This is a genomic window from Boudabousia marimammalium, from assembly GCF_001936115.1.
Lineage (GTDB): Bacteria > Actinomycetota > Actinomycetes > Actinomycetales > Actinomycetaceae > Boudabousia > Boudabousia marimammalium.
Genome location: NZ_MPDM01000004.1, coordinates 44,605 through 63,719, shown reverse-complemented (window position 1 = coordinate 63,719; position 19,115 = coordinate 44,605). Strand labels below are relative to the sequence as shown.

The 19,115-nt window shown below is 53.0% G+C and carries 17 protein-coding genes; 16 read left to right on the top strand and 1 reads right to left on the bottom strand.

Annotated elements, in window-relative coordinates; genetic code table 11:
* The first annotated feature begins 109 nt into the window (after positions 1-109).
* The 15 genes from BM477_RS04495 to dnaE all read left to right on the top strand — a co-directional run bounded on the left by BM477_RS04495 (position 110) and on the right by dnaE (position 18,053).
* Positions 110-1,510, top strand: a complete 1,401-nt coding sequence (locus BM477_RS04495; protein ID WP_075361485.1) for a UDP-N-acetylmuramoyl-tripeptide--D-alanyl-D-alanine ligase — start codon at positions 110-112, stop codon at positions 1,508-1,510.
* Complete coding sequence (gene mraY / locus BM477_RS04490) at positions 1,507-2,595, top strand: phospho-N-acetylmuramoyl-pentapeptide-transferase (RefSeq protein ID WP_075361484.1); 1,089 nt, start codon at positions 1,507-1,509, stop codon at positions 2,593-2,595. Before BM477_RS04495 ends, mraY begins: the two co-directional genes overlap by 4 nt.
* Positions 2,592-4,025 (top strand): UDP-N-acetylmuramoyl-L-alanine--D-glutamate ligase, encoded by a 1,434-nt coding sequence (murD, locus tag BM477_RS04485; RefSeq protein WP_075361483.1) that lies wholly within the window; start codon positions 2,592-2,594, stop codon positions 4,023-4,025. Before mraY ends, murD begins: the two co-directional genes overlap by 4 nt.
* On the top strand, positions 4,022-5,290 hold the full coding sequence (locus BM477_RS04480) for an FtsW/RodA/SpoVE family cell cycle protein (protein WP_075361482.1): 1,269 nt from the start codon (positions 4,022-4,024) through the stop codon (positions 5,288-5,290). Before murD ends, BM477_RS04480 begins: the two co-directional genes overlap by 4 nt.
* A complete protein-coding gene (murG, locus tag BM477_RS04475; protein ID WP_075361481.1) occupies positions 5,287-6,393 on the top strand; it encodes an undecaprenyldiphospho-muramoylpentapeptide beta-N-acetylglucosaminyltransferase in 1,107 nt (368 codons plus the stop codon). The genes BM477_RS04480 and murG overlap by 4 nt, the downstream gene beginning before the upstream one ends.
* 11 nt (positions 6,394-6,404) lie before the next feature.
* Positions 6,405-7,781, top strand: coding sequence for a UDP-N-acetylmuramate--L-alanine ligase (gene murC / locus BM477_RS04470; RefSeq protein ID WP_075361480.1), 1,377 nt, complete (start codon positions 6,405-6,407; stop codon positions 7,779-7,781).
* Positions 7,781-9,064 (top strand): cell division protein FtsQ/DivIB, encoded by a 1,284-nt coding sequence (locus tag BM477_RS04465; protein WP_084543712.1) that lies wholly within the window; start codon positions 7,781-7,783, stop codon positions 9,062-9,064. Before murC ends, BM477_RS04465 begins: the two co-directional genes overlap by 1 nt.
* A 165-nt stretch (positions 9,065-9,229) precedes the next feature.
* The gene (gene ftsZ / locus BM477_RS04460) at positions 9,230-10,573 is read left to right on the top strand and encodes a cell division protein FtsZ (RefSeq protein ID WP_075361478.1); all 1,344 of its coding nucleotides are present in this window, start codon (positions 9,230-9,232) and stop codon (positions 10,571-10,573) included.
* Complete coding sequence (locus tag BM477_RS04455; RefSeq protein ID WP_158024355.1) at positions 10,539-11,285, top strand: purine nucleoside phosphorylase YfiH/LACC1 family protein; 747 nt, start codon at positions 10,539-10,541, stop codon at positions 11,283-11,285. The genes ftsZ and BM477_RS04455 overlap by 35 nt, the downstream gene beginning before the upstream one ends.
* A gap of 88 nt (positions 11,286-11,373) precedes the next feature.
* Positions 11,374-11,835, top strand: a complete 462-nt coding sequence (locus tag BM477_RS04450; RefSeq protein ID WP_084543710.1) for a cell division protein SepF — start codon at positions 11,374-11,376, stop codon at positions 11,833-11,835.
* An 8-nt stretch (positions 11,836-11,843) separates the two neighbouring features.
* On the top strand, positions 11,844-12,134 hold the full coding sequence (locus BM477_RS04445; protein ID WP_075361477.1) for a YggT family protein: 291 nt from the start codon (positions 11,844-11,846) through the stop codon (positions 12,132-12,134).
* A gap of 149 nt (positions 12,135-12,283) precedes the next feature.
* Positions 12,284-12,838 (top strand): DivIVA domain-containing protein, encoded by a 555-nt coding sequence (locus BM477_RS04440; protein ID WP_075361476.1) that lies wholly within the window; start codon positions 12,284-12,286, stop codon positions 12,836-12,838.
* A gap of 66 nt (positions 12,839-12,904) precedes the next feature.
* Positions 12,905-13,447 (top strand): signal peptidase II, encoded by a 543-nt coding sequence (lspA, locus tag BM477_RS04435; RefSeq protein WP_075361475.1) that lies wholly within the window; start codon positions 12,905-12,907, stop codon positions 13,445-13,447.
* A complete protein-coding gene (locus BM477_RS04430; RefSeq protein ID WP_075361474.1) occupies positions 13,440-14,393 on the top strand; it encodes an RluA family pseudouridine synthase in 954 nt (317 codons plus the stop codon). Before lspA ends, BM477_RS04430 begins: the two co-directional genes overlap by 8 nt.
* Positions 14,394-14,513: 120 nt before the next feature.
* A complete protein-coding gene (dnaE, locus tag BM477_RS04425) occupies positions 14,514-18,053 on the top strand; it encodes a DNA polymerase III subunit alpha (protein WP_075361473.1) in 3,540 nt (1,179 codons plus the stop codon).
* A gap of 32 nt (positions 18,054-18,085) precedes the next feature.
* Here dnaE and BM477_RS04420 read toward each other — a convergent pair whose 3' ends face one another.
* Complete coding sequence (locus BM477_RS04420; RefSeq protein WP_075361472.1) at positions 18,086-18,316, bottom strand: RNA-binding S4 domain-containing protein; 231 nt, start codon at positions 18,314-18,316, stop codon at positions 18,086-18,088.
* Between the two features lie 124 nt (positions 18,317-18,440).
* Here BM477_RS04420 and BM477_RS08350 point away from each other — a divergent pair, with 124 nt between their 5' ends.
* On the top strand, positions 18,441-19,115 hold the full coding sequence (locus BM477_RS08350) for a hypothetical protein (protein ID WP_075361471.1): 675 nt from the start codon (positions 18,441-18,443) through the stop codon (positions 19,113-19,115).

Below are 19,115 nucleotides of genomic sequence, written 5' to 3'. Positions count from 1 at the left end.
CCAAGATAGCTTGGAGCAAAGCGGTAGAATACCTAAGCAGAAGCCATGAGAGTCGGCCAGTGGCAGCGTTAGCTGTGTATTGAGCTGGACAGCAGAAGGGAAGAACCGAATGAAGGTCAAGGCTAGTGAACTGGCCGCATATGTGGGTGGAACCCTGCATGGTGACGACGTTTTAATTGATGGCACGGTGGTAACTGATTCCCGTCAAGCTACGCCGCGTGGTTTGTATGCCGCCCGCATCGGAGAGAACTTGGACGGGCACCGCTTCGTGACTGCAGCGGCAGAATCGGGTGCTATTGCCGCACTTGTGCAGTATAAACGCGATTGGCCACTTTCTCAGATCCTGGTCAAAGATAGCACCGAGGCGCTAGGTTTAACCGCTAAGTTCTGGGTGGAAAAACTTAGAGGGGCCTCTGAGGATTCGATGCAGGTAATCGGTGTGACTGGTTCGGCAGGGAAAACCACCACTAAAGACCTGATGGCCCGAATCTTTAGCTCACAAGGACCGACTATTGCCAATGTGGGTTCATTTAACAATGAAGTAGGTATGCCGTTGACGGCTCTGCGTGCAGACGAAGAGACCCGCTTCTTGGTCTGTGAGATGGGTGCGGATAAGATTGGCGACCTGGAGTATCTTACTTCGTTAGTTCCTCTAGATGTAGCAGTGGTACTTTTTGTTGGTACGGCACACCTTGGGCACTTTGGTTCTCGGGAGGCTGTCGCACAAGCTAAATCTGAGCTGATTTCGGGTCTGCGTTCTGGTGGCATTGCCGTTCTTAATTACGATGATGACAATGTTCGAGCCATGGCTGATCTGGCTAATGGGCAGATACGTTACTTTTCCGCCCAGGGAAACCATGCGGCAGACTTTTATGCCACTGACATTCAGGTAGATGACTTGGGAAGGGCGAGTTTCACTTTGCATAGTGCCGAGGGGGAGTACCCCCTCGCCCTCGGTTTAGTGGGCGAACATCATGTGAGCAATGCTCTCGCTGCGATTGCTGCGGCCGCAAGCCTAAATGTCTCGGTCGAAGCTGCGGTATCCGCGGTGGCTGCTGCCGAACCGGATAGCCCACACCGGATGAATACGTTCGAACGGGCCGGGGTGCGTTACATCGATGACTCATATAATGCGAATCCTGATTCTCTCAGGGCGGCGTTGAAAGCTCTTCATCAGTTGGGACCCCTCGGTGTAGGTGGGCGGACTATTGCGGTCGTAGGGGCAATGCTTGAACTGGGGGAGGCTTCTGATCAGCTTCACGCCGATATTGGCCACATTGCGGTAGCGGAGAAGATTGATTTTTTACTCACAGTCGGTGATGAAACTATTCCTACCCATGGCGCCGCTCAGCAGCAGATTGAAGCGATTCACTGCGGCGACATTGAGGAAGCTAAAACCAGACTCTACAAACTCATTCAGCCGGGTGACACGGTACTATTGAAGGGGTCGTACGGGTCGAAGATTTGGACTATTGCCGATGAGGTGACAGAGGAGTTGATGCCACGATGATGGCAATCTTAATTGCGCTGGGGGTTTCTCTACTAGTTTCCCTGTTCGGCACTCCACTCTTCATTCGTTACCTAGTTGCGCATGAATACGGCCAGTTCATTCGGCAGGATGGCCCCACCGGCCACTACACCAAACGTGGCACCCCGACTATGGGTGGCGTAGTGATTATTTCCGCTAGTGTGATTGGCTGGCTGGTCGCATATATTTTCGTGGGGACTTGGCCCTCATTATCCTCTTCACTCCTAATCATGTTGTTTGTGGGGCTAGGAATTATTGGTTTCGCAGATGACTTCATTAAGATCTCGAAACAGCGGTCTCTTGGGTTGAACCCCTTAGCGAAGATCATTGGCCAGCTAATTATTGGCACACTATTTGCGTTCTTAGCTGTATTCGTGCGTGATAGCAACGGTATCACCCCTGCCTCAATGGCAATCTCTTTCGTTCGTGATACTTCCCTTAATCTGGCGCATTGGGGCATCATTTTGGGTGCCGTCCTCATGTTCTTGTGGGTGAACTTGCTGGTGGCGGCTTGGTCTAACGCGGTTAACCTCACCGATGGATTGGATGGTTTAGCTACTGGCTCTTCCATGGTTGTTTTCGGCGCTTACACCTTCGTCTCCATTTGGCAGTACTACCAGAACTGTGCGCGTGAGCCAGCTGAGATAGTGGCCTGCTATACGACTTCGAATCCGCTGGGTCTTGCAGTGGTGGCTTCCGCCATTGTGGGGGCATGCTTCGGCTTCCTGTGGTGGAATGCCTCTCCCGCACAGATTTTCATGGGGGATACCGGCTCCTTGGCTTTGGGTGGTGCCGTTGCAGGTTTGTCTATCTTGACTCGCACTGAGTTCCTAGCGGTAATTATCGGCGGGCTCTTCGTTTTGATCGTGCTTAGTGACGTGATTCAGATTGGATCCTTTAAACTTACCGGAAAGCGTGTGTTTAAGATGGCTCCGCTCCATCACCATTTTGAGCTTTCTGGCTGGAAGGAAATCACGATTGTGATTCGTTTCTGGCTGATTGCGGGTGTCTTCGCTATTTTTGGTGTGGTGCTCTTCTATGCGGAGTGGGTGCAACAAATTCGATGAGTAAAATACCTTCAGCAGTTGTCCTGGGAGCTGGGGTGACCGGACAAGCTTGTACCCGAGTTTTGCAATCACGTGGCTATCAAGTCACTGTCTTCGATACGCGTGCCATCAGTTCAGATCTAGCCTCGCTTAGCGGAGTTACTGCTATTGTCAGCGAGTCAGAAGAAGCTATGGGACAGGCAGCCGCGGCTACCGAAGCGGACGTGTATGTGGCGTCTCCCGGGATCCCTCCACATGCGCCTGCCCTTGCCCCGGTATACGAGCAGCATGAGGTCATTTCGGAACTTGAGCTGGCATGGCGTTTGCAGGCTTTACAAGGCGGACAACAGCCGTGGATTGTGGTTACGGGCACCAACGGCAAAACCACCACAGTGGGTCTGTGTGAGTCGGTTCTTCGGGCAGCCGGTAAGAAAGCGTATGCGGTCGGGAATATTGGTATCTCTATCATTGAGACAGTCGCTGCAGATAACTATGACGCTTTAGTGGTAGAGGCATCCAGCTTTCAGCTTTACGGGGTGAAAGAAATGTCTCCTGTGGCTAGTGTCTGTTTGAATGTGGCCGCGGACCATATCGATTGGCACGGTAGCGTAAAGGCGTATGAGGCTGCGAAAGCTAAGGTTTATGAGAACACCCAGGTGGCCTGTGTCTATCCGGTGAATGATGACAAGGTCCGGCGCATGGTTGAGAACGCGGATGTGGTCGAGGGGGCGAGGGCGATTGGTTTTAGCCTGGACCATCCTGCCATCTCGGAGTGCGGCGTGGTTGAAGACATGGTGGTGGACCGTGCATTTTTAGATACCCGTCATACTGAAGCCATCGCGGTAGCTAGATTCGCAGATTTGATGGGTGAGGAGGATGCCCTTCCCAGTCCAACCCTGTTGCTGGACGCGGTAGCTGCGGCAGCTTTGACCAGGGCACTCGGAGTCTCTCCGGAACCTGTCGCTGAAGGATTTAGAAACTATCAGCAGGCCGGGCATCGTTTTCATTCTTTGGGGGAGGTTGCTGAGGTCACCTGGATTGATGACTCTAAAGCCACCAACGCCCATGCCGCTAAAGCAGCTATCTTCTCCGTGCCGTCGGGCCGCGCTGTTTGGATCGCGGGCGGAGACACCAAAGGACAGACTTTTGATGACCTAGTTAAAGAGGTTGCTCCGCGTCTGCGTGGCGTAATCGTGATTGGTGAAGACAGGTCACAAATGCTTCAGGCTTTGCAACGACATGCTCCATCTGTGCCGAGGGTAGAAGTAGACGGACATGACGATTTTATGATGTCAGTTGTGCATGAAGCCGTAGCATTGTCGCGGCCGGGTGACACTGTGTTGCTTGCCCCAGCCTGCGCCTCATGGGACCAGTTCGAATCTTATGCTCAACGTGGTGACGTTTTTGCTGAGGCCGTGGAACGTTTAGCTGAGCAGCAGGAGAGCCAATGAGCTGGTTCAATCAACTGAAATCGACGCAGCTTAACCGCAGTTTTCAGCCGGTGATTAGCCGTGAGGATGATGGCTCCTCGCAGCGGCCAGTTCAGCCTTACTATCTGATTCTGTTTTCTGCGCTATTCCTAACTGCCGTCGGCTTCATCTTGGTGTACTCGGCGCTGTCTGTGAAAGCCCTAGAAGAAGATGGCCGGTTTTGGGCTGAGATTTTGAAGCCAACCGTGTTTACCGCTTTCGGTGTCGGAGGAATGATTGTCGCCTCACGCCTAACGTTGGCTTGGTGGAGAGTGCTCAGCTACGTCACCTATGCAGTGGCATTGCTCCTGCAGGTAATCACTATTTTCTTTGGTAAAACCATTGGCGGTAACCGTAACTGGCTGGATTTGCGAGTCATTACGGTGCAGCCTTCAGAATTGCTGAAGCTGGGCTTCATTATGATTCTGGCGACCATGTTCACCTATGTGCAGCATCAGATTCGCTCAGGTGTGGGAGCGGTAGCCTATCTGACTGGTATCTGTGCTCTGACTGTGGGTCCGGTGCTGCTTAGCCGTGACCTTGGCTCTGCCTCGATTTTTATCGCCATCTTTGTAATCATGTGTTTCGTGTCAGAGGTTTCCTGGCGGTATCTGTTCGGTTTTATTCTGGTTGGTATTTTTGGTGCTAGCACCCTAGTGGCAATCAGTCCTTCACGCCGTCACCGGGTGGTTACCTTTTGGGAGTCGCTCACTTCCTCTGCTCCAGCTAAAAGCGGTCCGGCGACACAAACCGATCACGCTTTATGGGCGATTGGCAATGGTGGCTTGACTGGTCAGGGACCGGGGGCGTCGAGGGAGAAGTGGCGGCACCTTCCGACTGCTGAATCTGACTATATCTTCGCTATCCTTGGTGAAGAATATGGTTTTGTCGGTGCTACATTGGTGTTAGTCACCTTTATCGTCCTGATTTATAATATTTTCGCGGTCGCAATGCGTCATCAAAAGAAGTGGGCCCGTCTCCTTTGCGTTGGTGTCGGTACTTGGATTGCGGTGCAGACCATTGTTAACGTTGGCGTAGTAATCGGTGTGTTCCCCGTGCTGGGTGTGCCTTTGCCTTTTATTTCGAAAGGCTATTCGTCTCTGATGTCCTTACTTTTAGGCTTGGGCTGCGTGCTGTCTCAGGCACGGACATTGCCGGGAGCTAGGGCCGCACTGCAGGCAAATCGTGGCTGGGCAATGCGTTCCACAAGTCTAGTGGGAAGAGCTTCTGGGAAGGGAAAGAAATGAACATCGTTTTAGCTGGTGGGGGCACAGCCGGACACGTCAATCCACTGTTAGCAGTGGCGGCTGAACTGTCTAAAAAGTCTCATAGCGTGACGATTGTCGGGACTGAAGAAGGGCTTGAGACTGAACTAGTTCCGGCTGCTGGATACCAGTTGGAAACTATCCTTCGGGTGCCTTTCCCACGTCGCCCGAATCTTTATATGTTGCGTTTCCCAGCAGCTTTCGCTGCCGCGACTAAGGCTGCTGTTGCTTTGTTGGAGAAAACTGAAGCTGACGTGGTTATCGGTTTTGGGGGATACGTGTCCACTCCCTTCTATCGCGCGGCTAAGAAACTCAATATTCCTTTGGCAATCCACGAGCAAAATGCGCGACCCGGGTTGGCTAACCGTCTCGGTGCTCGCTGGGCAGATCTAGTAGGATTGACGTTCTCTGGCACTCCTTTGGAAGCGAAAAAGGGGAGAACAGAAGTAGTTGGCTTACCTTTGCGTCCTGCCATCCATGCCCTCGCGCAAAATCGTGCCACTGGTTTGAGTGACCAGCTGAGGCAGAAGGCCGCCCAGTCATTAGGAGTCAACCCTGAGCTTCCCACAGTGGTGGTTACCGGAGGCTCCCTCGGCGCTTTACATCTCAATGAGGCCTTCGCTGCAGCAGTTCCCACTTTGCCGCCGGAACTGCAAGTCATTCATTTGACCGGGAAAGGTAAATCCGGTTTGGTCAAGGACTCGGTCAGCAAAGCTAATCGGGATAACTATCTGGTACTTGAATACTCCATGGAAATGGAACAAGTGCTGGCCTGCGCAGACCTCGTAGTGTGTCGTTCAGGTGCTGGGACCGTAGCAGAAATGACTGCTTTAGGGTTGCCGGCCGTCTATGTGCCACTTCCGATTGGAAACGGTGAACAAAAGCTAAATGCTGCTGAAGTGGTTGCTGCCGGTGGGGCGAAGCTGGTTTCCGATAGGGATTTCTCGGCTAAAACCATCGGTGATGTGGTAGTGCCTTGGGCGCTGGATAAGGCACGTCTGCAGGAAAGCGCACTAGCTGCAGCGCGGTGCGGGAGAAGGGATGCAGCTAGTAGCTTTGCCTCCCTCGTGGAGCAGTTAAGGTAGGCTGTACAGCTATGACTAAGTTTCATCTGATCGGCATTGGCGGAGCTGGAATGTCCGTGGTGGCTCAGCTCCTTCACGACGCGGGCGCGGAAGTTTCAGGCTCAGACCAAAGCGACTCTGCCATTTTGCGCCAGCTACAAGAACAGGGGATCTCGGTCTACAGTAGCCATGATGCCGCTCAAGTTCCTGAAGATGCCGTCGTGGTTGTCTCTACCGCCATTCGAGATAACAACCCCGAATTGGCGCAGGCCAGACGCCGTGGGCAACGGGTGATTCACCGGTCCCAAGCATTGGCTTTAGCTGCAACGGGCATGCGTTTCGTAGCGGTTGCTGGCGCGCACGGCAAAACCACCACTTCGGGAATGCTATCCGTCCTGCTTTCACAGGCGAAGCTAGATCCCTCCTTCGCGGTCGGCTCTATAGTCAAGGGCTATAACTCGGGCGCTCATCTTGGCTCCGGTGATATTTTTGTGGCGGAAGCAGATGAATCAGACGGTTCATTTTTGAACTATTCTCCCACCGTGGAGATTGTCACTAGCGTAGAACCCGACCATCTTGATTTCTACGGTACCTTTGAGCAGGTGAAGACCGCTTTCGCTAACTTTGCTGAGAACCTGGTTTCTGAGGGAGTCTTAGTGGCATTCGCGGATAATCCAGGTTCGGCTGAACTAGCTGCGCAAACGCGTGCTTCGCGTCGGGTAGTTACCTACGGTCAGAGCGACAGTGCGGATGTCAAGATCCGAGAATGCGCCGATACCGGCCTCGGGCAGGCCGTGAAGATTCAGTCAGCACAGGGGCAGTACACTCTGAATCTGGCGGTCGGAGGAATCCATAACGCACGCAACGCAACAGCCGCATGGGCTGCCGCTTGTGAGCTGGGTGTTGATCCGCAAACCGCTGCTGAATCACTGTCTGCCTTTACCGGCACCGCGCGCCGCTTTGATCCTCGCGGAGAGGCCTGTGGGGTGCGAATATTCGATGACTACGCTCACCACCCGACAGAGGTAGCGATGGCCGTTGCGCAGGCACGTAAAGTCGCGGGAGAAGGGCGCGTGATTGTAGCTTTCCAGCCGCATCTATACTCTCGTACTTTGAGCTTCGCCCAAGAGTTCGCGGACGCTTTGGACGGGGCGGATCTGGCTTTTGTGAGCGATATTTATCGGGCGCGTGAGGACGAACGAGACGACGTTGACGCCACTACGATCACCACTTTGGCTCAGCGCGCTGTGCCGAGCGGCTCTTTGGCGGATACTGCTGAACAGGTTGCTGAGCAGGCGCGTTTGGGTGATGTGGTTTTGACAATGGGCGCGGGTGACATCACTACTGCCGGTCCGCAGATTCTAAAACTACTTAAAGCTCGAGAGGCGCAGTCGGGCGGTATGAAGTAATGAAACGACCGACCCCACCGCGTCCCCCTCGGCGCCCCCATAGCGGGCAGACAGAGGCGCCTCAGCCTAATTCGGCCCAGCCCAAGCCAGAGCAATCAGGCAGGAAGTTGCGGCCGAATGGTCCTGTCCCTGCCTTCTCTGCGCAAGAGAGCCCTTCGAATAAAGAAAAGCCTGCCGTAAACTCAGCTCTCAAACCGGCCTCGGAGAGCGCCGGATGGGTGAGTAAACTAAGTGACGGTGCGGGGAAGCTAGCCGATGGAGTGAGCCGTCTAGCGGCGCGCAGAAAACGGGTTTCAGAGCCTGAAGTTGAGCTTCAGAGCCCTGATGAAACTCCGACTGAGAGAATCTCCGCAGAGAGCCTGGAAACTGAGCTGAAAAAGTGGGTTACTGACACTGTTTCTGACCCCTCTGATACCGCCGGCAAAGAACCGGAGAAGAATTCTGTGATGGAACGGTCTCGGCAGGCTTCAGCAGCTGCAGTTCACTCCGTTACAGAGCTACTAGGTTCCCGTAATCACAACCGGAATTCAAAGTCTGGTCAAAGCGGCACTGAAGGCGACACCATCGAGCTGAGACCGTATTTGGAAGAGCGGAAACGTGCTAAACGACGCCGCCGCTACACTGCACTACTGTCAGTAGCCGCGGTTCTAGCTGTCTTTGTGGCCGCTGCTGCCGTGTTGTGGTTTGCCCCCATGTTTTCCCTCAAAGCAGAGAAACTCAGTATTACAGGTGCTACCGAAGAACATACGGCGAAGCTTCTAGCAGACTCGCAACCGTATGTGGGGAAACCGCTGGTAGGTATCAGTGTCAGCCAGTGGGAGAGCAAGCTTCGTGAGAACGTCTGGGTGCGTGAAGTCGAAATCGATCGGAGTTTCCCCAATTCCGCCAGCGTGGTGGTGAAAGAGCGCGTTCCCGTAGTAGCAATTAAGCGCGGTGGTTCGTTGACCGCTGTCGATCAGGATGCGACCGAACTGAGCTACTTGAATGCTGCTGAGTTAGAGCTACCCCTATTGGAACTACAAACCACCGAAGCTGACCAACAACGAGCTGTCTTGACTGCAGTTGGTGTGATCAGTGAGCTCCCTCCGGAGATTCGTGACCAGGTAAAGCAGTACACGATTCTGTCGCCAACTAATTTTCATTTTGTGCTTAAGAATGGGGCTGTGGTGAAATGGGGCTCCAGAGATGAGATTGAGTTTAAGGTTAGGGTTCTAACTGTGCTCTTGAAGCAACCCGCCAAAATCTATGATGTCAGTATTCCTACCGCTCCAGTAACTTCCTAAATGGCTTATTTTCTGAGTCAGCTAAGACGAGTTTGTGATGATGTTTAGACACGCCGCCAGCAGTCTTGCTTGAGAGTGAATTCGACCGTAGTTTAAGTGCGCATAAATGGCGAAATAGCTTCAGCCTCAACTTGAGGTTGAGGGTTGGGGAATGAGGAGAAGCTGATGAACACTGAAGAAGTATCCGGCGCAATCATTAAAGTGGCTGGTATCGGCGGCGGCGGCGTAAACGCTGTGAACCGAATGATCGATGCCGGGGTGGCGGGTGTTGAGTACATTGCCATAAACACCGACGCGCAGGCAATGCTGCTGAGTGAGGCTGATCTAAAACTTGACATTGGCCGTGAACTTACGCGCGGCCTTGGTGCAGGTGCTGATCCCAACGTGGGACGCAAGAGTGCCGAAGAGAATGAAGAGGTAATCCGGAAAGCCCTCGAGGGTGCCGACATGGTGTTCGTCACCGCAGGTGAAGGCGGCGGAACCGGAACTGGTGCCGCTCCGGTAGTAGCCGGCATTGCCCGCGAACTAGGGGCTCTCACCATCGGTGTTGTAACCCGTCCATTTAGCTTTGAAGGTCCGCGCCGTTCTAACCAAGCTGAAAAGGGTATTGAAGAGCTACGTGAGAAGGTAGACGCGCTGGTAGTTATCCCCAACGACCGTCTACTGGAGTCAGCTGATAAGAATCTCTCCATGACCGATGCCTTCATCCTCGCCGATCAGGTGCTCATGTCTGGCGTACAAGGCATTACCGACCTAATCACGATTCCCGGCATGATTAACGTTGACTTTGCCGATGTCAAGTCAGTGATGAAGGATGCTGGTTCTGCACTAATGGGTATTGGTGAAGCCAGCGGCGAAAACCGCGTATTGCGGGCAGCGGAAGCCGCTATTGCCTCTCCACTGTTAGAAGCCTCAATCGATGGCGCTGCTGGTGCTCTAATCTTCTTCCAAGGCGCATCCGGCCTTGGCATCTTTGAGATTAAGGAAGCTGCTGACCTAGTTCAGGAAGCAGCTCACCCGGACGCGAATATTATTTTCGGTGCCGTTATTGATGACAGTTTCGGTGATGAGGTTCGCGTGACTGTGATTGCCGCAGGATTTAACGAAGATAACCAGAATTCGACCGCGACTCCGGTCAGTCGAACCGCCCGTAAGGGGGCGCCGATTGCATCAGCTGAACCCCAGATAGCTCCGGCACCTCAGGCGGCCAATGAAGCACCCGCCCCGGCCGCTCCCCAGTGGCAGGAACCAGTGCCGACAAAGCCCGCTCCCGGCAGCTATGGCAGTTATGAGGCCGAAGAAAGCTACGATGCTCCTGTTCCGCACCGTCAGCGTTCCTCAGTTGCTCCTCCGTCTCGAGTGAACCCAGCTCCCGCTCCGCGTCCTCAAGCGCCTTCAGCTCCGGTTGAGGGCAGAGAATTTGGACAGCCTCAGGGCTTGCAGGTTCCTCGTGTGTTCGATGAGAACGAGGAAGATGATGGGCTGGATATCCCCGATTTCTTGCGTTAGTCCATTGCCAGATTTTGGTCTAGCCGGGTTTAGTGCCGCCTTCACAGATGCTGGAGGCGGCACACCCGTATCGAGATACGGGAACTTCAACCTTGGTGATTACGTTGGAGACGACCCCGTGCAGGTAGAGGACCATCGACAGGCATTACGGGAGTGGGCGCGAACCCCGGTAGTTTGGATGAACCAGACGCATAGCAGTGAGGTCGCTGTAGTAACCGATGTATCTCAACGGGGGCCTGTGAACGCTGATGGGGTGATAGTAGGTGAAGGGCTTGCCGCGGCGGTGCTAGTTGCGGATTGTATTCCTGTTCTCATCGCGACAGATACGCAATATTGCGCTGCCGTTCATGCTGGTCGTAGAGGAATCTCTCTTAATATCATCAAGGTTGCTGCAGAAAAGTTAAGGAAGCTAGGGGCGACCCAGTTACAGGCCGCCCTCGGCCCGCATATTTGCGCGAAACATTACGAGGTTGATCAACAAACCTACACCGAAATGTGTGATGTCTGGCCGATGGCTGCGGCGAGCACAGCTCTGGGTACTCTTGCCCTCAACTTGGGCGCTGTAGCGCGCACCCAGCTGGAGCAGTCGGGAGTGGTGCTCGCGCACGAGGATAGCCGGTGCACCTTCGAACACCAGGAGCTCTACTCTTACCGCCGGAGCGGAAGAACTGGCCGCCAATGCGGAATTATTGTTTCTCCGCCTTCCTCCTAATGACTCGCCGAGCATAAATCAGCTGGTACGCGAGCAAGCGAACTAATCTAAGAACTAGTACTGAACCGTATTCTATAAGGGGTCAATCATGGCGAACGCACTGTGGAACGTGATGGAGAGAATGAATCTTCGCGCGCCTGAAGAAACTGAGGAGTATGACGACTCCTATGAGGGTGACTACGCATACAGTGATGAGTACCCCTATGCGGAAGACTCATGGGAAGATTCTGAGACAGCCCAGGTTGTTCCTATGCCGCAGCACGCTCCCGCTGCTGATCTTTCCCGGATTGTGACGGTTCGACCCAGTCGCTATGGGGATGAAGATACCTTGGCGATTGCTAATTCCCTCAAGGACGGTGTGCCCGTTATCGTTCATATCGGAAACCTCGATGAGCGTGGACAGCAGAGCCTGCTTGATTTCATGTCCGGTATCATTTACGTACTGGAAGGCAATATGCAGCACGTGACCTCAATGGTCTACCTGCTTTCCCCAGAACGTGTAAAAATCTACAACGGTGAGGGCAAAGACCTGACCTCCAAGCGTCGGTAAAGTTTCAGATGCAGACAGTAGCAGCAGAAGTCGCTTACTTTATTCTGTGGGCTTATACGCTCTTGGTTTTGGCTCGTTTCGTATTTGATTTAGTGCTCAGTTTTGTTCCTGACTGGGAGCCAGGTGCGGTTATCGCCACTGTAGGAAATTTTGTGATGGCCCTAACTGATCCCCCTTTGCGATTACTTAGAAGATTTATCCCGCCGGTCAAAATGGGGAGCATCTATTTTGATTTCAGCTTGGTAGCGTTGTTACTGGCAATCGGAATTTTGCAGCGTTTGGTGGTGGCAATCTCCTAAAACTCGCTGATTAAGCGCACATCTTGGCTGAAGATGTGTAAACTTGTCGGTGAGACAACCTCTCGAGCTATCTGGCCGATGTTGGAACATACAAATACAGAACACGAATTGTGGTTCCCGGCCACAACTAATGATACGAGGTAAAGACTTTGGCAATTCTAACGATTGACGATATCCTTCATCACGAATTTCCGCGGACAAAGTTCAAAGAAGGCTTTGACCCGGATGCAGTAGATGCTTTTCTGGACAGGGTCATCGAGTCGATGGTTTTGCTCCAGGAAGAGAACACTGAGCTAAAATCCAAACTAGAAGCGGCTGAGCGTCGTCTCGACGAGGTAGGCGACGGCGGCATGCCGGTCGCTACTCCAGTATCGGCACCGGTCGACGTAGAGCCTCATACTCCTGCAGAGCCCGCTTCCGCCACCTCCATGCTGGCACTTGCTCAGCGCGTTCACGATGAGTACGTGCGGGACGGTCGCGAAGAAGGTGACCGTATCATTGCTGAATCTCGTGAACAGGCCAAGGATATTGTTCGCAAAGCAGAGACTGAGCGTGATGGTGTGCTAGAGAACTTGGCGCAGCAGCGCGATGAGTTGGAAGGTACCATCGAAGGGCTTAAGACCTTCGAACGTGACTACCGTTCACAGGTTCGTAGCCATCTTGAGAGCTTGCTAGGCAACTTGGAACAGGGCCCCCAGAACTAATCATTCATTAACGCTGGTGGCGACATGTCTAACATGTCGCCACCAGCGTATTTTTAAGGACAAGTCGTGACTAAAAGTGCCCTAACTAAACCACTGTTTTGGTTGATTTTTATACTTGGTGTATTCCTAGACCAAGTCACTAAACTGTGGGCTATTCGCTCCCTGTCAAAGGGGCAGACAATCCACCTGATCGGAGATTTCCTGGCGCTACGATTGATTCGAAATCCTGGCGCAGCTTTTTCCCTTGGCGAGGAAACGACTTGGATTTTCACCGTCATTTCTGTCGTAGTCATCATTGCTTTGGTGACTGCAGTTCGGTCAATGCAACACCGAATTTGGTGGATTTCTATCTCCGTGCTTCTGGCTGGAGCGGTGGGGAATCTGATTGACCGTCTCTTCCAGTCCCCGGGATTTGGGCGAGGTCATGTGATAGATATGATTAGTTACAATGGTTGGTTCATCGGCAATATTGCAGATATTTATATCGTGCTTGCCGTTGCCGCTATTGCCTTACTACTTATTCGGGGGATTCCGAGTGGTAATCCAGCTATCTCTGCAGTTACCGGATCCCCCTCGGAAACCACGACAGAAACTGATACACGTGACTGAACGCCCATTCAAATTTGTAGCAACAGAGGCGGAATCTGGCATCAGACTGGATATCCTTCTGGCAGATAGTCTGCAAATCCCACGCTCACGTGTGCATAAAGCCATCTTGGCCGGTGAAGTTTTGGTTAACGGTGCAGGAGTAAGGAAAAGCTACTCCCTACGTGCGGGAGACGAGATTGAAGCCAAGGTAACTGAGCTGGAAGAGCTCTCCGCGGCTCCCACCCCGTATCCGCTTCCAGTGCACTACGTTGATGAACATATTCTCGTGATAGATAAACCAATGGGCATGGCTGCGCACCCTGCCCACGGTTGGGACGGTCCAACTGTGCTGGGGGCACTAATTGCGGATGGCTATGACATTCAAACCAGTGGGGATAGCTACCGTCAGGGAATCGTACACCGATTAGATGCCGCCACCACAGGACTAATGGTGGTCGCCCGGACTGAGGTAGCCTTTCAGGCGCTTAAGACTGCCTTCCAGCACCGTGAGGTAAAGAAAACCTACCATGCACTAGTGCAGGGACATATGCCGCATATGAACGGAACTATTGACGCGCCCATCGGCCGCAGTAGTACTAAAGACTTCCGCATGGCTATTCGCAACGATGGAAAACCTGCTATCACTCACTACCAGGTAGTGGAGAAACATCTAGAGACTGATCTGTTGCAGATTGAACTGGAAACTGGGCGCACCCATCAGATTAGGGTTCACTGTGCAGCATTACATCGTCCCTGCATTGGGGATAGCCAGTACGGAGCTAATCCTCGGCTGTCGCAGGCTCTCGCGGCCCGGCGTCAATGGCTACATGCTAGCAATCTGGCTTTTGTTCATCCGGTTACCGGCGAGCCGCTGGAGTTTTCCTCTACCTATCCGGAGGATTTGCAAATCGTTTTGGAAAAAGCCCGACAATATGGAGAGTCGACTAGGGCTCTTAAACAAAAATAGGACGTGCAATACTTCACAATCTGGTCAGAATGGCGATAAGCCGCGCACGGTGGCCACTGGGGCAATATCGCTCAGTGAGAGTACGTCGATATTTATCTCCAAGGTCAGTAAACTATACGCATGGCTGCTAAAGATTTCGTTCACCTTCACTGTCACACCGACTATTCGATGCTGGATGGGGCTGCACGAATTCAACCGATGGTGGAAAGGGCAGCTGAGCTGGGACAATCCGCTCTGGCGATTAGCGATCACGGCTATCTTTTTGGCGCCTACGAGTTCTATGCCGCCTGCAAAAAGGTCGGGATTAAGCCGATTATCGGTCTAGAAGCCTATATGACCCCGGGAACTTCACGTTTTGATAAAACCAGGGTGAACTGGGGCACCGCTGCGCAGCAGCAAGCCGGCGACGATATTTCAGCCCGCGGCGCTTATACTCATATGACTTTGCTATCGCGTACCACTGAAGGTATGCATAATCTGTTCCGTTTGGGTTCTTTAGCCTCTTTGGAAGGACAATGGGGTAAGTGGCCGCGTGCAGACCGTGAGCTTCTTTCTAAGTACTCGAAAGGTCTGATTGGTTTTAGTGGTTGTCCCTCTGGCGCAGTGCAAACCAGGCTGCGCCTAGGCCAGTTCGATGAGGCTCTTCGCGAAGCTGGAGAGTTGCAGGACATCTTCGGAAAAGACTATTTTTTCGTTGAACTGATGGATCACGGCCTCGATATTGAACGTCGCGTTATTGGAGATTTGCTGGAGCTGTCTAAGAAACTGGGTGCCCCTCTGGTCGCTACTAACGACTCACACTATGTGACCGCGAATGAGCGCGATGTGCAAGACGCTATGCTCTGTATTTCAACTGGTTCGCGCCTATCTGATCCGGACCGCTTCCGTTTCGATGGTTCCGACTACTATCTGCGCACTGCCCAGGATATGCGTGAGACTTTCAGGGATCTACCAGAGGCTTGCGACAATACTTTGTTGATTGCTGATATGTGCGAGGTTGAGTTCCGGACCACCAAGGAGGGCGCGAACTACATGCCGCGTTTTCCGCTTCCCGAGGGCGAGGATGAGCACTCCTGGTTCGTTCGTGAAGTTGAAAGAGGCCTTCACTACCGTTTTCCGAATGGAATTCCTGATGAGGTGCGTAAACAGGCTGATTATGAGGTGGGGATTATTTCTCAAATGGGATTCCCCGGGTACTTCCTAGTGGTGGCTGACTATATTCAGTGGGCGAAAGATCAGGGTATTCGGGTTGGTCCCGGACGTGGATCTGGCGCCGGCTCAATGGTTGCCTACGCTATGCGAATCACTGAGCTCAATCCCTTGGAACACGGCCTGCTGTTTGAGCGATTCCTTAATCCGGAACGCATCTCCATGCCCGACTTTGATATTGACTTTGATGAACGTAGACGCGGAGAGGTAATCGACTATGTGACCCGCAAATACGGTGCGGATAAGGTCTCTCAGGTGATTACTTACGGCAAGATTAAAGCCAAACAGGCGCTTAAGGATGCTACTCGGGTATTGGGCTACGAGTATCAGATGGGGGAGCGCCTCACGAAGGCGATGCCACCCTCGGTTATGGGCAAAGACATCCCGGTGGCGGGAATTTTCGACAAGAATCATCCTCGTTACGCAGAAGCAGAAGAGTTTAGGAAGCTACACGCCAGTGACCCGGACGTGCAAAACGTCGTCACCATGGCCAAGGGTTTGGAAGGCTTGAGCCGCCAGTGGGGCGTGCACGCCTGTGCGGTCATCATGTCTTCACATACCCTCACCGATATCATCCCCATGATGATTCGGCCCCAAGATAGTGCGGTTATCACCCAGTTCGAATACCCGATTTGTGAAACTCTCGGTCTGTTGAAGATGGACTTCCTGGGTCTGCGAAACCTGACGGTGATTTCGGACGCTCTTGAAAACGTGGTAGCTAACGGCAAAGAGTCTGTCGATTTGGAACACTTGGCGCTTGATGATCAGGCTACCTATGATTTGCTCTCCACTGGGTATACCTTGGGTGTCTTCCAGATGGATGGGGGAGGTATGCGTGAGCTACTTAAGCTGATGCAGCCGGATAACTTCGAGGATATTTCCGCTGTGGGTGCGCTCTACCGGCCTGGCCCGATGGGTGCGGATTCGCATACCAACTATGCGCTACGCAAGAATGGTCTGCAGGAGATTGAGCCTATCCACCCTGCTTTGGCTGAAGCCTTGAGTGGCATCCTAGGTGAAACCTACGGCCTGATTGTCTATCAGGAGCAGGTTATGGCAATCGCTCAGCAGTTGGCCGGTTACACGCTGGGACAGGCAGATTTGCTTCGTCGTGCGATGGGTAAGAAGAAGAAAGAGATTCTGGATAAGGAATACACTCACTTCCGCTTGGGCATGTTGGAGAAGGGCTATCCCGAAGAGGCCGTGAAGACGCTGTGGGACATTCTCGTGCCCTTCTCTAACTACGCTTTCAATAAGGCACACTCTGCGGCCTATGGTTTGGTGTCTTACTGGACTGCTTATCTGAAGGCGAACTATCCGGTTGAGTACATGTCGGCTTTGCTTTCTAGCCAGCGTGATAAGAAGGATAAGTTGGCGGTCTACTTGGCTGAATGTCGTCGCATGTCAATCAAGGTGCTGCCTCCCGATGTGAATGAGTCAGCCAGTATGTTCTCTGCTGTGGGAGAGGACATTCGCTTTGGTATGTCAGCTATCCGCAACGTTGGTGAGAATGTTGTGGAAGCCATTATCAAAGCCCGTGAGGAAAAGGGCACCTACACGTCCTTCCCAGATTTCCTCTCCAAAGTGCCTTTGTCGGTCTGTAATAAACGCACGATTGATTCCTTGATTCGTGCCGGAGCTTTCGACTCTTTCGGGATTCCGCGGCGCGCGCTCTCCGCAATCCATGAAGATGCAGTCGATTCAGTTACCAGCCTGAAACGCAATGAGGAAATCGGACAGTTCGCGCTGTTCTCTGGGCTGGGAGAAGATCAGGACACTTCCTTCTCCTTCGATATTCCTGCGATTGCAGAGTGGGACCGGAAAGAGAAACTTCAGCACGAGCGTGACATGCTGGGCCTGTATATTTCTGATCATCCGCTCAATGGCTTGGACCGCTCGTTGGCCCGGCATCAAGATCAGCAGATTGCGGAGGTCACGGCCGAGGATGGCCCACCTAACCGCAGTACAGTTAAGATTGCGGGCCTAGTGACATCGGTAACGCGCAAAACCACGCGTGCAGGCGCTATCTGGGCGATTGTCACGGTGGAAGATATGACCAGCTCGATTGAATGCCTGTTCTTCCCTCGCACTTATGAAACCTATGCTCCCTTCTTGGCTCCTGACACCATTATTTCGGTGACTGGACGGGTAAACCGGGAAGAAGGCAAGCTTTCCATCTATGCGGCGGAGATGACGGTGGTGGAAACCACCGCATCGGGCGAAGGCCCCTTCAAGTTAGATTTACCGGGCACTAGTTGCACTGAACAGAACATGCTGGATATGCGCGATATCTTGAGCCACTATCCGGGCGAATCTCCGGTGCAGCTATGCATTCGAGATGGGCACAAGGTGACGGTGCTTGAACTTGACCGAATGCTGGTAGACCCGAATGGTGCATTAATTTCTGATTTGAAGGTGCGTTTCGGGTCAGGGGTAATCGCTAAACAGTAGCACTAGTTTTGAGTGGCTACCTTCACGTGGGCTTAGTCGATTACCGCAACTTGCGCGGCGAAAGGTGTATCTTCCACCTGTAGGGAGACAACTTCACCATGCTGGAGTTGCTGAGCGCGCGCGGTGGAGACCTCTCCATCAACTGCTACTAATCCTTCTTTGATGAGGCTAGTGGCGTGAGCGCCCGAATCTGCCAGGCCAGAAAGCTTGAGGAACTGGCCTAGACGAATATTTCCGCGTACTTCAACGATTTCGATTTTCATACTGCAATATTCGCATACTTGTTTCGCGCTGTCTTTGTGCGGACGGTGAGTTGTCCTATCAGTTGCAGGGAAATGCCTTGACGCTGGTAAAGTTGAAACTAGCAGAACTAATAGGGGGACTTAGATGACTCGGGACTTTGATGAAGAGTTCGACAAGATTATGTCCGGAACCGACGCTGGGACGGAGCTTACTGGGCAAAGCGCGGATTTGGAGTCGGAGATTCCCTATGAGATTCCACCCGCCGACTTACAGATTGAAGAGGTTCGTCCGGCTGAGGACGGCAAACGTAGTGTCGGCCTGGTTCTGACGGAGCTGTTACATTATGAGGTCTTACAAAAAATTGTTGAGCTAGAAAAACTGCCTGGCCGGGCACTTGGAACCGAAACGGGCGCGGTGCTTTGGGTGCCGGTTTCCCTTGAGGGGGATGAGGAAGATGAGTTTGCGGCACTATTGGGTGATGCCCGGCCCGTTGCGGATGAGTTAGCTAGGGTAGCTCAGCGGATTGCTGAGGTGATTGGTCGTAACGTGATTGTGGCGCAGTCTTGGCTCCGGGTTGATGATGAAGACGATGAGGTTTCAGTCGCCGGTCAGATTGTGGCTTGGCGGGTCACTAAGGCTGGAACAGTGGAGCCTTTGCATGGAGGTCTAGTGGTGTCTTCTATGGCCGAGGATGTGGAGGATCTGCTGGTCGGCCGGACAGATCCACTCACCCACAACAACTATGAGCCTTCGCAGTCAGCGTGGCCGACTCTGCAGGCAATCAAGCAAGCTTGGTTTAACCGCGGCAAGAAGGACTGA

Excerpts from the sequence above, each read along its gene's own strand:
- BM477_RS08350 (WP_075361471.1), top strand. The coding sequence starts at position 18,441 with ATGACTCGGGACTTTGATGAAGAGTTCGACAAGATTATGTCCGGAACC.
- dnaE (WP_075361473.1), top strand. The coding sequence starts at position 14,514 with ATGGCTGCTAAAGATTTCGTTCACCTTCACTGTCACACCGACTATTCG.
- BM477_RS04480 (WP_075361482.1), top strand. The coding sequence starts at position 4,022 with ATGAGCTGGTTCAATCAACTGAAATCGACGCAGCTTAACCGCAGTTTT.
- mraY (WP_075361484.1), top strand. The coding sequence starts at position 1,507 with ATGATGGCAATCTTAATTGCGCTGGGGGTTTCTCTACTAGTTTCCCTG.
- murC (WP_075361480.1), top strand. The coding sequence starts at position 6,405 with ATGACTAAGTTTCATCTGATCGGCATTGGCGGAGCTGGAATGTCCGTG.
- BM477_RS04495 (WP_075361485.1), top strand. The coding sequence starts at position 110 with ATGAAGGTCAAGGCTAGTGAACTGGCCGCATATGTGGGTGGAACCCTG.
- murD (WP_075361483.1), top strand. The coding sequence starts at position 2,592 with ATGAGTAAAATACCTTCAGCAGTTGTCCTGGGAGCTGGGGTGACCGGA.
- BM477_RS04455 (WP_158024355.1), top strand. The coding sequence starts at position 10,539 with ATGATGGGCTGGATATCCCCGATTTCTTGCGTTAGTCCATTGCCAGAT.
- BM477_RS04465 (WP_084543712.1), top strand. The coding sequence starts at position 7,781 with ATGAAACGACCGACCCCACCGCGTCCCCCTCGGCGCCCCCATAGCGGG.
- BM477_RS04450 (WP_084543710.1), top strand. The coding sequence starts at position 11,374 with ATGGCGAACGCACTGTGGAACGTGATGGAGAGAATGAATCTTCGCGCG.
- ftsZ (WP_075361478.1), top strand. The coding sequence starts at position 9,230 with ATGAACACTGAAGAAGTATCCGGCGCAATCATTAAAGTGGCTGGTATC.
- BM477_RS04445 (WP_075361477.1), top strand. The coding sequence starts at position 11,844 with ATGCAGACAGTAGCAGCAGAAGTCGCTTACTTTATTCTGTGGGCTTAT.
- murG (WP_075361481.1), top strand. The coding sequence starts at position 5,287 with ATGAACATCGTTTTAGCTGGTGGGGGCACAGCCGGACACGTCAATCCA.
- BM477_RS04420 (WP_075361472.1), bottom strand. The coding sequence starts at position 18,316 with ATGAAAATCGAAATCGTTGAAGTACGCGGAAATATTCGTCTAGGCCAG.